Raw genomic sequence first — 14,757 nt, forward strand, 5'->3', positions numbered from 1 at the left:
TCGAAACGATTATCTGTTATTTTTGGGGAATTTAAAACCGTTGTTATTGGGTATTTTACAATCGTTGATTACAGATATAAAAGATACAACACTGATAGAAATTAAAGATTTGATTTCATCAAGAGATTTACTGAATAGTAACTTAGCTTGGTGTCCATTATGTTTGGAAAAATGGGAAGAAGACACTGTTTATTATCCGTTGATTTGGTTTTTTAAAGCTGTCAAGGTTTGTGCACAACATAATTGTGAGTTGCAAGATAGCTGTTGTTCGTGTGGTCAGCACTTACCAATTCTACATAGAAAAAGTTTAATTGGATACTGTCCTTACTGTAATAAGTGGTTGGGAGCAAGTGTACCAAAAGAAATAAAGAATAATATAGAGTTGTTGAAAGCCAAAGAGGTGAGTACATTAATAGCTAATCGTTCTTTTTTAGCTCAAAAATATAATAAGGAATTTATTTCTTATGCTCTTCTTCAATCGATTAACTGTTATACGAATGGAAATTTAGCAGAATTTGCGAGACTTGTTAATATTCCAAAAGTGACGATATGGGATTGGGTCTATGGAGGTAGACTACCTTCAATAGGAAAAATCTTAGATATCTGTTGTAGTATTAATATTCCTTTAATGCAGTTTTTAAATGGAGATTTCCAATTAAATCAAAAACTGAATACAAAAACCGAACAAAAACGAGAGGGGGAAATTTTAATAAGAAGAGAAATTAATCAGCAGGAATTACAAAGAAAATTAGAGGCATTTATTTCAAATGAGCCTTCTTTTTCGCTATCAAAAGTCTCGAGAATATTAGGGTACGATAGGAAAGTACTAATGGCTAATTTTCCTGAGATATGCAGCCTTATTGTAGATCAATATAAACAATATTGTATTCAACAAAAAGGTAAGAGAGATCTTGAATTGATAAGAAGTATTGATCAAGCAGTTAAATTTCTTTATGAAAATGAAGTTTATCCTAGCCGCAGGGAAGTTGAAAGAATTTTAGATAAGCCAGGTCTTTTACATGAAAAACAAATGCGTGAAGCGTGGTTAAAGATGCTATTAAAATGAGGTGATGGGAGGTATTTATTTATGTTAAGTAATTTTGAATTTGAGCAACTATGTTTAAAGTTACATATACCTAAGAAAACTCAAGAACTTATAAATTATATACGTGTTTCTGAACCTGTACGTCGTGTGGGAGGTGGTCATCATAATGTTTGTGGAACATATCCTAGTAAAAAAATGGGTTACACAATTCAATATGAATCCTCTAAGGTTGAGTTACCAGCTATTTTTATGATGGAGAATGACCCAAATGTTTTAGAGTACTATGATCAACCAACTAAAATTAAACTTCAATATCAAAAGTCTAATGGCAGAAAAGTAGCTCCTATCTATACTCCAGACTTTTTAGTCATTACAAAAGATGCTATTTACTTTGAAGAATGGAAAACTGAAAGAGAACTTATAAAATTATTTGAAAAAGAGCCAGTAAGATATAAAAAAAATGAAACAGGGCAATGGTGTTCACCACCGGCGGAACAATGGGCAATGAAGCAGGCTTTAAAATTTAGAGTTAGATCAGATAGTGAAATTAATTGGATATTGTCTCGTAACTTTCAATTTTTAGATGATTATATAAGAGCTGGTCAACAAAATGTATCGAGTGATACTAAAAATGTTATCTTTAATATAATTAAAAATTCTCCAGGAATATCCCTTCAAGATTTAATTCAATCTTCTAATTTATATTCAGCAGATTATGTATACGATTTAATAATATGTAATGAAATTTATGTTGATTTAAATACTTATTTACTTAGTGAACCCGACAGAAATCCTGTATACATAAGCGTTGAACAATATCATTCTTTTATGAATAGTTCTATTAATGAGCAACAACAAGAAAATTGTAAACCTGAAATAGTGAGAACTGATATAGGTACTAATGTAATGTGGGATGGTAATCAGTATCTAATTATTAATAATGGTAATGAACAGATAACTCTATTGTCTTCAGAAGAACAAGTTGTTAAAGTTCCGGAAAATGTATTTGTGGATTTATTTGTAGAGGGAAGTATTAGAGGAATTAATACAATGAATCGTGATAAAGAAAAAATAAGAAGGGAGATACTTATACAAGCTAAACAAGGTGATTATGAAATTGCAAATCGAAGATATGAGCTAGTAAAGAAAAAGCTAAATGGAGAATTAAGTGAGGATAGTGATATCCCTTCAAGAACAATTAGGGAATGGACTAAAAAATTTAAAGAAGCACAACTTTTATATGGAAACGGTTATTTAGGCTTAATTCCTAAAAGTAAAGATAGAGGTAATAGAAGTGATAAATTACCACTGGAATCCATCGAGCTGATGAACGAATACATTGAAAAAGATTATGAGACAAATAAACAAAAGTCAATGAGAGTTGTATATGGCTCATTAATTAATGTTTGTGAAGAAAAAGGAATAATTGCCCCAAGCTATAAAACATTTACAAATTATATTAAAGAACGGCCAAAAGCATTAAAGGTAGAAAAGAGAAAAGGGAAAAGAGCGGCATACAATTACAAACAATTTTATTGGGAGCTAGAATTAAAAACACCTAGACATGGGGAGCGAGTTTTTCATGTTTGTCACATTGATCATACAGAATTAGATATTGAGCTCGTTGATTCAAAAACAAACAAATCCTTAGGAAGACCATGGCTTACCCTTATGACAGATGCTTACTCAAGAAAAATTTTATCCTTTTTTTTAACGTTTGATCCACCTAGTTATCGTTCGGTCATGATGGTGATGAGGGATTGTGTTAGAAGACATTCGAGATTGCCTCAAATAGTTGTTGTAGATAATGGAAAAGAATTTAGTAGTGTGTACTTTGAAACATTATTAGCATACTTTGAAATCACAAAAAAATCTAGACCGCCTGCTAAGTCTAGGTTTGGTTCTGTAATTGAAAGGATGTTTGGGACGACTAATACAATGTTTATTCATAATTTAAAAGGCAATACTTTGATTATGAAAGATGTTCGTCAAGTTACCAAAAGCGTAAATCCCAAAACTCATGCGGTATGGACGATTAAAGAATTATATGGATATTTAAATGAATGGTTTGAAGAAGTATATCATAAGCTTTCTCATCCTGCATTAGGGCAAACCCCTTTAGAATGTTGCGAGCAGAGTTTTGCGATTAGTGGCACTAGAGAATTTAAGTTAATTCGTTATGATGATGAATTTAAGGTTTTAACCCTGCCTTCAACTTCTAAAGGTACAGCAAAGGTGCATGTAGGGCGTGGTGTGAAAATTGATTATAAATATTACTGGTGTAGTGAATTTAGTAATCCAAAAGTGGAAAATACAAATGTAGCTGTTAGATACGATCCATATGATATCAGTATCGCTTATGCATATGTAAATAATAAATGGGTTAGATGTATATCGGAGTACTATTCAATTTTTAGAAATCGAACAGAGAGAGAGTTAAAACATATTACGGCTGAGCTCAAAAAAAGGTTTAAGAATCATAATAAGTCGTTTAATATTTCTGCAAAAATGATAGCCGAATTTATTAACAAGAGCGAAAAAAGTGAAAAAGCATTTGAACAGGCAATTAAAGATCGAGAAATGCAATCAATTACTAGTAAAGAGAAAGGTGATAGATTAATTATTGAAAATCAACAAGAAGCTGAGGAAGCATTTACTACCCAGGAAAAGATTAATGTATTGAATTTTGAGTTTAAGCCATTAAAGCGATTTGGTGAGGGAGGGTAATGATGTCTTCGCAAAGAAATTTTCCCCAAGAACTTTTATTAGAGTCTAGTGAAAAAAGAGGGACATGGTTTGAACAATATGTAAAAGTTGAACATCCTATTATGGAGAATATTGTAGAGGATTTAGTTGAACGTATTAAAAACCCGGCTGGAAGTAATTTAATTATGGTAGTTGGTCCAACTGGGGTGGGAAAGACTACTGTACAAGAATTGGTAGTACGTAAAATTTATCAATGGTGTTCTGAAAAACAAGACATAGATAACAGGATACCCATTACAGGTTTAGAGTTACCTTCTCCAGAATTAGGAAGATTTAATTGGAAAGCTTATTATAAAAGGGCATTAGAAGCTTTAAATGAACCATTAATTGATTTTAAGGTAGATTACGATACCTTAAAAAAGGATGGCAGTAGAACAAAAATAAGTCCTTATGACAAAAGAACATCTCCTGAATTAAGGCGTTCTTTAGAAAAAGCATTTTATTATAGAAAGCCGTTGGCTTTTTTAATTGATGAAGCTCAACATTTTTCAAATATTGCAAGTGGAAAAACGTTGCACTTGCAATTAGATGTTATTAAATCCTTAGCAAACATATCTGGTGTATTACATATTCTTGTTGGTCATTATGATTTAGCTGATTTTATTAATTTAAGTGGACAATTAAGTAGAAGGGTTACAGACATTCACTTTGCAAGATATAATGCCAATAATATTGATGAACTAAAACATTTTGTCAATGTTTTAGCAAATTTACAGCAACAACTCCCCTTAGAGAAAGAACCAGATTTAATAAATCATTATGATTTCATATATGAGCGTACACTGGGATGTGTAGGAGTTTTGAAAGATTGGCTTAGTCGGTGCTTAGTTGGTACCTTAAACAATGGTGAGGCTACAATCAGTTTACAGTCTTTGAAAAAGTACGCTTTACCGATTAGTAAAATAGAAGTAATGATGGAAGAAATTAAAGTAGGTGAAGATAAATTTAATGAAGATAAAGATAAAGTTATTGAATTGCGAGTAAGAATGGGACTAGATAAATTTAATGTAGATTCAGTTAATCAAGTATCTTCAAATCTGCATGGTAACTCAAAGAAAAATGTAGGCGTTAGAAAAGCGAAACGTGATGTAATAGGGAAGTGAAATAATGGGGATTCAAAGTATAGATCCAGTGATAAGCAATAAATATAAAGTAGATGTTAGTACACTTTATTCAATAGAGCCTATAGGATTAGGGACTCCCTATGTAGAAAGTTTGACTAGCTATATCTCAAGGTTAGCTTATATCCATAATGTTAAGGTTGGAGTATTAATTAAAAGAATTATTGTTAAAGAATTAAAGCATGAATCAGTAAGAAATAAGCTACATACTCAAGGAGTATCATCAGTTACGCAAGGAATAAATGGCTTTGGTGATATCTGTTTAGATTATGTACAAGCATTAGAGAAATTAACGGTAAGGAACGATATTACTTATTTAACTATGCTGTCATGGACATCAATTATAAATGTGAGAAAAATATTAGATAATCATAGGAAATGGTGTTCAGCTTGTTTAGATGAATGGAAAAAGCAAGAAAGCCCTATTTATGAACCGTTAATCTGGTATTTGCGAGGAAGTAAATATTGTAAAGTGCATAAGAGTAGGTTATCCGAAAAATGTTGGAATTGTTCAAAGAAATTGATGTATCTACACGGGGAGATTCGTATGGGGTATTGTCAGTATTGTCAAGAATGGTTAGGAGAAACTAAAAATTATAAAATTAAAGAAGCTCAATATTACGTAACTAGCAAAGAGAAAGCATTGGTCAATAATTACGGTCTATTATTAGAAATGGCTCCGAAGATGTTGGAGGTACCATTAAAGTATAAAAGCATAATTATTATAAAAGAAATCAAGGAAGAATTAGGTCTTTATAGAAGGGAAATAGCAGAGTTTTTTTCTGTAAATCCAACTTCTATATTTAATTGGTTAAATGGAAGGAAATATCCATCTATTGACTCTCTTTTTGAATTCTCTTACCACTCTAATGTTAAGCTGTATAATCTTCTTACAAAGGAAATTTTTCAATATAAAGAGGAAATGAATAACCTTATGTTAATAATTAAAGCAAAAGATAGTAAAAAGAAAATGAATATAAAGAGTAGGCAATTTAAGAAATCGAGTTTAAAAGATGTATTAGAAAAAGAATTAGAATCAACTGGATCGAAAAGCTTAGCTGACATACGTATAAAGTATGGGTATGCACCAGTTACAATAAAAAAACATTTCCCTAATTTATATCGGAAAATTAAATTGAAACATAAGATACATAAAGATAGCATTATCAAAAAACGAAACGATGAAAGAAAAGAAGCGTTAGAGAAGGTTGTAAATGATAATTTATATGAAGATTTGAGTTTATATTTAATTTTACAGAAATTAGAGATTTCTCGTTCTGCAGGAAGAAATAATTTCTCAGAAGTATGTAATAAAATTAGTAAGAGATATAAAAGTTATCAATTAAAGATGAAAGAAGAACGGAAGATAAGAATTATTAAAGAAATTGAGCATCATACTTATAACCTATATAAGCAAGGGATTTATCCCAGTGGACACCAGCTTGCTAAACATCTTTCTGAACCAGCCTGTCTCCTTAAACCAGTTTTTCGAGAAACTTACCTAGATTTATTAAAGAAATTAGGGTATCGCTAGTAACATAGTGTTGGTTGTCTTTACAGAATAGTTTCTAACTCTACTGGAAATTAGCAAAGCTTTATTTATAACGAATAAGAGAAAAGTAAGATGCATTATAAAATCACAAAAGGCACCTGAAAAGGTGCTTTTTGTGATGAGTTTGGCGAGAGTCGAATCCACACGTCGCAAAAGGATACTGGGTTGCAAGTCGAGAGCGTCTACCAATTCCCTCACAGGAATTTTATTATAATAATTATGATTTTTTAATTTTTATGTGATACTAATTGAATTAAGAATATGTAATTGGAGGTAAAACTGAAAATAGTGGCAAGGTTATGGGTTAATTAAGAACTTTGGGCAATGATATGCTTCATATTTTATAAACATCCTCTAAAAAAAGAGTGAATTATGGCAATAATATGGTTCAAATTGTGGCTGAGTTATGGTTCAAATCACATTGTATGATATGAACCATAATCTTGCCAGGTTGGTGAGGTTATGGTTCTTTTTGTTTTGTTCTTTTATAAAATACTTAAGTTGATAGGGGTGAGGCAGTACCCCTGAAACAGAAAATAAAGAATGGTTATGGATGATAAGCAGGTAGATACTATAGCTGATCGTAAATGCCCGATTGGTGAGTTTTTATTAATAAAATCAATTTATTCAAATCTTAATATGTTTTGTGTTTCTATCTATACCTATTGTAAGATTATATAGAGTTCTCCTAATAAGCTGTTTTAATGGATTTTTTAGGGATTTAATATTTATAAATCTTAAATAATTTTTTATGTAACTAAGTTATATTGAAGTAGAGGTGAACCATCGGTGAGGCAGGTGTTAGTAATTAAAAATGAACGGTCTTTAGCAAAGAAAATCGTAAGCGGTTTAACGGAAGAAGGCCATTTCATTTTAAAACTTCACAATGAAAACGAAGGTTTAAATATAGCATATGAACAAGATTGGGATATTATCATATTAGATTGGGATTCATTAAGTATATCTGGACCAGAAATTTGCAGGAAAATACGACTTGTTAAAATGACACCCATCATTATTGTGACCGACAATATTTCTAGCAAGGATTGCGTAGCAGGGTTACAAGCAGGAGCTGATGATTATATAAGAAAACCATTTGCGAAAGAAGAATTAGTAGCAAGGGTGCAAGCTATTTTAAGGAGAAGTAACTGTAACCAGCAAAATGAGATAACCTTTTATCAGTTTAAAGATCTCTTTGTTGATGCATCTAGCAATATTGTGAAAAAAGGTGGTAAAAATCTCTCGCTTACGAAGCGTGAGTACGATTTACTTGTATTTTTAATCAAGAATAAAAATACAATATTGAGCCGTGAAATGCTTTTGAACCAAGTTTGGGGACATAACGTAGTCGTAAATCCAAATGTAGTAGACTTATATATTGGGTATGTAAGAAAAAAGTTAAAGTGTGAGAAGAAAAATAGATATATTCAAACAATACATGGCAGAGGCTATTCAATGGTTGAATGATAAAAATAAGATCATAAAGTAGTTTCTGTGAAATATGAAAAGACAGAAACTATAAAAAGAAGATTGCTATCAGGAAATAGTCATTTTTTTGCAGTAAAAACCATGTTTTATAAGGTGTGGGGGATGGATCTGCTGCGCATTAGTTGAGACCGTATCAAATTTATTTTTAATTTTATTAACTCACACCATTCACAAGATTTTCACATAATTAATGACTATACTTATTTACAGGATATTCAAATGAAAATGATTATCAATATTGATTTAGGTGAATAGCAGTTATTATCTAATTCAATCTTTGGAAGTCATCATTTTCGAAATAAATTACATAATAAGGAGTATACGTATGAAAAAAACTATGCTTTTAAAATTAGTAAGTATTCTAGCAATTTTCACTTTAATGTTAGTAGCTTGCTCAGATTCAGGTAAAGAAACTTCGAAGGCTACTAAAGATAATGGTAGTGATAAGCCAAAAACGGTTGAAATCACTGATGCGCATGGAAAAGTTACTGTTCCTGTAAATCCAAAGAATGTAGTTGCTTTAGATAATAGAACGTTTGAAACTTTAGCTGATTGGGGAATTAAATTAGCGGCTGCTCCAAAGGATATTATGCCTGCTGATTCAGCATATAAAAAGGATGAAAAAGTTCAAAATATTGGGAATCACCGTGAACCAAATCTTGAAATTATTGCCGCTGCAAACCCTGACCTTGTAATTGTTGGTCAAAGATTTGCTGATCATTACGAAGAAATCAAAAAATTAGTGCCAAATGCAGCTGTTATTGATCTTAATTTTGATGTTTCTGAGAAAGCTACTAAGCCTGGAGAAAACTTAGTAAAAGGACTTAAGGATTCTACAATTACTTTAGGAAAAATCTTTAATAAAGATAAAGAAGCTAAACAATTAGTAGCTGATTTCGATAAATCTATTGAAAAAGCAAAATCTGCTTATAACGGAAAAGATAAAGTTATGAGTGTTATCGTTACTGGTGGTAATATTGGCTTTGCTGCGCCGTACTCTGGTCGTGTTTGGGGACCAATGTATGAAATTTTCGGTTGGACTCCAGCGTTAGAAGTTTCTAATTCTACTGCAGGTCATAAAGGTGATGACGTTTCTGTTGAAGCTATTGCACAAACAAATCCTGATTGGATTTTTGTATTAGATCGTGATGCTGCAACATCTGATGCAGCTAAGTCAACACCTGCTAAGGATGTTATTTCTAAATCACCTGCTCTTCAAAACACAACTGCTGTTTCTAAGAAACAAGTTATTTATGCACCAGAAGATACTTACACAAATGAATCAATTCAAACTTATATAGAGTTATTTGGAAATATGGCAAAAACTTTAGCTAAGTAGTGTAAAGGAGTACGAAACAGTGTCAAAAAATATAATTTCTAGGGTTGAGAATTTTTCTCAACCCCAGTTTTATAATCACAATAAATTATGGACAAAACCTTTTATAATAGCGATTATAATTGTTGTAATTTTAGGGATTATATCACTGTTTACTGGAGTTTATGATATACGTGGACAAGAGGACGGAACAGAGATGTTTTTCATCACTCGCGTTCCGAGAACAGCTGCATTAATGCTTACTGGAGCTGCGATGGCGATGGCAGGACTTGTCATGCAACTCATTACACAGAATCGCTTTGTTGAACCTACTACAACGGGGACTATTGAATGGTCAGGCTTAGGCCTGCTTTTTGTGTATTTATTGTTTCCTTCCCCGACGTTAGTTCAAAGAATGACTGGTGCAATCATTTTTTCTTTTATAGGAACTATGATTTTCTTTCTATTTTTAAGAAGAGTTAAGCTTCGTTCGTCTTTAATTGTCCCAATTATTGGATTGATGCTTGGAGCAGTTATTTCTGCAGTGTCTACTTTTATGGGACTTCTTTTTCAAATGACGCAAAGTATTGAAACTTGGTTTGTAGGTTCATTTGCTAACATTCAGGTGGGAAGATACGAATATTTATGGCTGATTGTTATCGTTACTTTGCTTATTTTTATGTATGCGAATAGATTGACTTTAGCTGGACTAGGAGAAGATGTTGCAACAAGCCTTGGAGTTAATTACAACCGAATTGTTCTTTTTGGAACGGCCCTTATTTCTTTTGCCGTTGGAATTGTTGCAGCTGTTATTGGAAATTTACCTTTCTTAGGGTTAATTGTTCCAAATATTGTTTCCATGTTTAGAGGTGATGATCTTAGAAGTAATTTACCTTGGGTGTGTCTGATCGGAATGGGGACAATAACTGCTTGTGACATCATTTCTCGAACAATTATAAAGCCGTTTGAACTACCTGTTTCTTTAATACTTGCAACAGTGGGAGCAGTTGTGTTTATTACTATTTTATTGAGACAAAGAAAACCAAGGAGGCTACGATGATCACATTAGAATATAAAAATAAAGAAAATGTCGAAATCGATTCTAGCCTTCATAATGAAAGTAGATCAGCTAGCGCTTTTCGTTTTAAGAAAGAAGCAAGACGTTATTGGATTTTACTAATCACATTGATTGGTTTAGGCCTTCTTTCTTCATATGGACTTTTAGTGTATAACAATCCAGTTCCGATAGATTCACCTTCTTTTATCCCAGTTGTTAAGAGAAGGATAGTAGCTATTGTTGCAATGATTATTGCAGCTGTTTGCCATAGCTTGTCGACAGTTGCTTTCCAATCCATTACGAATAATAAGATTATTACTCCGTCACTTTTAGGTTTCGAATCACTTTATTCAGCAATTCAAACGAGTACAGTATTCTTCTTTGGTGTTAGTGCATTGATCAATTTTAATGGAATTGGATCATTTTTATTTCAAGTCGTTGTTATGGTCTTCATGAGTTTGATACTTTATGGATGGCTACTTTCCGGTAAATACGGGAACTTACAACTTATGCTTTTAGTTGGAATTATTATTGGTACCGGGCTAAATTCTGTGTCAACTTTCATGAGAAAACTACTTGTGCCTTCAGAATTTGATATTTTACAAGCTAGATTATTTGGTTCTGTTAATCATGCAGATCCTGCTTATTTTCCTATTGTAATTCCTATGATCATAATTGTGGCAGTATTAATTTTCGCTCATTCTAAGAATTTGAACGTTTTGTCATTAGGAAAGGATGTTGCTACTTCCTTTGGAGTTAAATATCAACCTAGTGTAATTTATACGCTTGTATTAGTAGCTATTTTAATGTCCATTTCAACAGCTCTAATTGGGCCACTTACTTTCTACGGCTTTTTAGTAGCGACTTTGAGTTATCAGGCGGCATCGACGTATGATCACAGATATATTTTCCCAATGGCTTTTGCAATCGGATTTTTAATAATGACGAGCGCATACTTTTTAATGTATCATGTATTCCATGCTCAAGGTGTAGTTTCAGTTATTATTGAATTATTTGGTGGAATTATATTCTTAACTATAGTTTTAAGGAAGAGGGCTTTATGATAAAAATTGATAATGTTAAAAAGTTCTATACTGATAAGGTAAAAATAGGACCTTTGGATATTGAAATACCAAAAGCGGGCTTTACTTCTTTAATTGGACCGAATGGGGCTGGAAAGTCAACGACACTTTTGATGATTGGTAGACTTTTAGATATGGACGAAGGACAAATCCAGGTAGCAAATATGGATGTTTCTGAATCCAAATCAAAAGACTTAGCAAAAGTTTTAACTATATTGCGACAAGAAAATCATTTTGTAACGAGGCTTACGGTTAGACAATTAGTTGGATTTGGGCGCTTTCCTTATTCAAAGGGAAGATTAACGAAAGAGGATGAAGTTATTATTTCTAAATATATCGACTTCCTAGATTTAACTAATTTAGAGAATAGATATTTAGATGAGCTTTCTGGTGGTCAAAGACAAAGGGCATATGTAGCGATGGTATTGTGCCAAGAGACTGAATATGTACTTTTGGATGAGCCGCTGAACAACCTTGATGTTGCTCGATCTGTTCAAATGATGGAGCATTTGAGACGTGCGGCTAATGAATTTGGAAGAACAATTTTGACTGTTATGCATGACATAAATTTTGCAGCTAAATACTCTGATAAAATTTGTGCGATGAAAGATGGACAAATTGCTGCTTTTGGAACAGTAGAAGAAGTTATGGACTCAACGCTTTTGACAGATATTTTTGAAACAAGAATAGAAATTATTAAAGGTCCTTATGGGCCGATTGCTGTTTATTAGTTATAAAATGTATACTGTAGCTGCTGTCTAGATTTTGTAGGCAGCAGTTTTTTTATCTGAAGAATTAACAAATCTTTTATCAGCGCTTCAAAAGCTAACGAAGGTAATTGAAGAGCTGTAGTGGTTGTTACATGTAAAAAGAAGCATAAGCTGACCGTTTTGGTCAGCTTATGCTTCTTCATGTTCTAAATATCAAATATAGATTTTTAATCAAACAAATTAAAAACTAAATTGTGGTTTCATATCACCTGTATAAGGTTCATGTTCAACAAATACAGTGATGTCTTTCCCTGCTTGGTCTTTACCAGTTCTTTTATAAGTAAATTTCTTATTATTTAGTTCAGTAAGTTCAAGAGCCGCACCATATTTATTATTTCCAATTGAAACATGAGCTCTTATTTTATTTTCATGCAACACATCGAAGTAGCCATAGTCACCGCGGCTTTGGCCTGTTTCGCTATTGAAGAATTCATATTTATTAGACTTGTCATCGAATTTTGCTAGACTTATAAAATTCGAATTAAACTGTGTCACATCATTACCAGCTTCATCTAATACTTTTGTTCCGTGCCAAAGGGTTCCGCCTAAAATCTTATCTCCATCAACGTTTTTAACGATATCGCCTGTAGTCGTGTTCAGCTGCTTGTCCGGATCAGTGAAAGAAAGCTCTTTTTCTTTATATGGAACATGTTCAACGAAAACTTCTACATCTTTACCGTTAGCATCTTTCCCCATTCGTTTATAAGTAAATACATTCTTATTTAGCTTTGTCATATCAACAACAGCTTGATATTTCATTGATTCTGAAATTAATATTCTCTTCTTCCCATCATTTGTGATAAAGAAAGTTCCTTTATCGCCACGACTTGCACCTGTTTTAGCGTCAAAGAATTCATATCTTCCTGACTTTGCATCATATTTTGCAAGACCAATGAAGTTTGCATTTTCTTTTGTTAAGTCATTTTTATCTTTATCTAATACTCGTGTACCTTGCCAATTTGTGTCGCTAAGAATGTTAGCCATTTTTTGGCCTTTCGTTAACTTATTTTCCTTTTTTGTTTCTTTAGCAGCTTGTTCTTGTTTCGGTTTACTATGATTTTCTTCGGCTTTCGTACCAACGCACCCGGTTAGTGCGATTGTGAGTCCGAGCAATATAGATGATAGTGCTTTCGTTTTTTTGTTCATTTTTATCGTCTCCTCATTTTATAAATGTAAGTTGTACGGTTTGTGATTATAGTAATAGTTACTACGTTTATTATGTTAATACTCGAGTATAAACTGCCTCTAAATAAAACATTAAAAAAAGATAAACTAATTCCTAAAATTTTTTCATACTTATAAAAAGGTCTTTTACATGAGGTGAATGTAAATCTCTCATTTTGAAAACGGCGTAATTAAATGGGCGGATTCATATTATGTTTACAGTGCGATTTTAGATGTGATGCTATACTGTGTATAGGATTTTATGTGTGTATGTTGTGTCGTTTTTTGTCGGTAAGTCGATATATTATGAAAATCGCTGATATAAATTGGGTTGCGACGATATATTTCGAAAATCGCCGATATAATTTGAGTTGCGCTGATATATTTGAAAAATCGCTGATATATTTTGGAGGGGAATAAAGATGATTGTGAAAGAACGGAAAATGTCCGTACATTTGCTTCAATTAGAAGCTTTACTTAGAAGATTGCCTGCTCATCATCCAAAAAGGAATGTGGTGGTTGAAAGTCTAGCGAAATTTATGGCTGGCTATAAAGGAGAGCAGGCAATTGAATATCCGCTTAGTTTTCTATCTGAAACAAAATATAGCATTTTACATGACATCAGATTGTTTGATCAGAAACATTATTTTCAAATTGATGCCCTCATAGTTTCCTCATGTTTTCTTCTTTTTCTTGAAATAAAAAATATCATTGGTACGTTAATTTTTGATGCAAAGTTTAATCAACTCATTCGAATCGCAGATGGTACTTCAGAAGAGGGGTTTCCAGATCCGCTTTTACAAGTGAAACGGCAAGAGATGCAGCTGAGAAAATGGCTGATTTTGCATGGTTTATATAATATTCCGATTGAATCTCTCGTTGTAATTAGTTCTCCTCGTACAATTATTAAAACTTCAGATGAAATGCTTCCTAATAAAATTATCCACGGTGCAAATTTACCTAATAGAATTAAACAAATGGAAAGTCAATATAAAGAAGACGTAATTGATAATGTAGATAGACTTATAAATCAAATTATGAATGAGCACATTCCGCAGCGACAAAATATTCTTGCACAATATAAAGTGAAAAAAGAGGAATTGCTAAAGGGCGTGCAATGTGAGGAATGTTTTACAATGGCAATGTTAAAAGAAAAACAGGGATGGCGCTGCTCAAACTGTAATAGTACGTCTAAAAATGCTCATTTACGTGCTTTACAAGACTACACACTTCTGTTTGGAATGATAACTACTAATAGCAAGTTGAGGGATTTTCTTAATATGCAATCTAGTTCTGCGGTTAAAAGACTCCTCCAAACAATGAACATCCCACACACCGGCGCTAATAAAGGACGAAAATATGATTTAACTCACCTTCAATTATAATTTTGCTATAAT

11 protein-coding genes are annotated in these 14,757 nt (G+C 32.4%); 10 read left to right on the forward strand and 1 reads right to left on the reverse strand.

Annotated features, from left to right (window positions below; genetic code table 11):
- From PDQ33_RS20685 to PDQ33_RS20725, 9 genes are all read left to right on the forward strand, one after another.
- A partial coding sequence (locus PDQ33_RS20685; protein WP_270756506.1) for a TniQ family protein occupies window positions 1–1,066 on the forward strand: 1,066 nt, incomplete at its 5' end.
- Between the two features lie 21 nt (window positions 1,067–1,087).
- The gene (locus tag PDQ33_RS20690) at window positions 1,088–3,772 is read left to right on the forward strand and encodes a TnsA endonuclease N-terminal domain-containing protein (RefSeq protein ID WP_061536030.1); all 2,685 of its coding nucleotides are present in this window, start codon (window positions 1,088–1,090) and stop codon (window positions 3,770–3,772) included.
- A gap of 2 nt (window positions 3,773–3,774) precedes the next feature.
- Window positions 3,775–4,914, forward strand: coding sequence for an AAA family ATPase (locus PDQ33_RS20695; RefSeq protein WP_270395121.1), 1,140 nt, complete (start codon window positions 3,775–3,777; stop codon window positions 4,912–4,914).
- 4 nt (window positions 4,915–4,918) lie between these two features.
- Entirely contained in the window at window positions 4,919–6,466 is a 1,548-nt protein-coding gene (locus tag PDQ33_RS20700; protein WP_061536032.1) for a TniQ family protein, read from the forward strand.
- Window positions 6,467–7,273: 807 nt separating this feature from the next.
- The gene (locus PDQ33_RS20705; RefSeq protein WP_001250243.1) at window positions 7,274–7,951 is read left to right on the forward strand and encodes a response regulator transcription factor; all 678 of its coding nucleotides are present in this window, start codon (window positions 7,274–7,276) and stop codon (window positions 7,949–7,951) included.
- Window positions 7,952–8,297: 346 nt separating this feature from the next.
- Window positions 8,298–9,311 (forward strand): siderophore ABC transporter substrate-binding protein, encoded by a 1,014-nt coding sequence (locus PDQ33_RS20710; protein WP_270756507.1) that lies wholly within the window; start codon window positions 8,298–8,300, stop codon window positions 9,309–9,311.
- A gap of 19 nt (window positions 9,312–9,330) precedes the next feature.
- Window positions 9,331–10,347 carry an ABC transporter permease gene (locus tag PDQ33_RS20715; RefSeq protein ID WP_061131795.1) on the forward strand — a complete coding sequence of 339 codons (1,017 nt, stop codon included), beginning with the start codon at window positions 9,331–9,333 and terminating at the stop codon, window positions 10,345–10,347.
- Window positions 10,344–11,408, forward strand: a complete 1,065-nt coding sequence (locus PDQ33_RS20720; protein ID WP_270394283.1) for an iron chelate uptake ABC transporter family permease subunit — start codon at window positions 10,344–10,346, stop codon at window positions 11,406–11,408. Before PDQ33_RS20715 ends, PDQ33_RS20720 begins: the two co-directional genes overlap by 4 nt.
- The gene (locus tag PDQ33_RS20725; RefSeq protein ID WP_000590068.1) at window positions 11,405–12,157 is read left to right on the forward strand and encodes a siderophore ABC transporter ATP-binding protein; all 753 of its coding nucleotides are present in this window, start codon (window positions 11,405–11,407) and stop codon (window positions 12,155–12,157) included. The genes PDQ33_RS20720 and PDQ33_RS20725 overlap by 4 nt, the downstream gene beginning before the upstream one ends.
- Before the next feature lie 219 nt (window positions 12,158–12,376).
- On the opposite strand, the gene PDQ33_RS20730 is transcribed toward PDQ33_RS20725, so the two are convergent.
- A complete protein-coding gene (locus tag PDQ33_RS20730; RefSeq protein ID WP_061131793.1) occupies window positions 12,377–13,342 on the reverse strand; it encodes a DUF4822 domain-containing protein in 966 nt (321 codons plus the stop codon).
- Window positions 13,343–13,782: 440 nt separating this feature from the next.
- On the opposite strand from PDQ33_RS20730, the gene PDQ33_RS20735 reads away from it, so the two are divergent.
- The gene (locus PDQ33_RS20735; RefSeq protein WP_061131792.1) at window positions 13,783–14,745 is read left to right on the forward strand and encodes a nuclease-related domain-containing protein; all 963 of its coding nucleotides are present in this window, start codon (window positions 13,783–13,785) and stop codon (window positions 14,743–14,745) included.
- Window positions 14,746–14,757 lie beyond the last annotated feature (12 nt).

Origin of the sequence: Bacillus cereus group sp. Bc031, from assembly GCF_027716265.1 — a bacterium.
In the GTDB taxonomy this organism is placed as follows: domain Bacteria; phylum Bacillota; class Bacilli; order Bacillales; family Bacillaceae_G; genus Bacillus_A; species Bacillus_A paranthracis.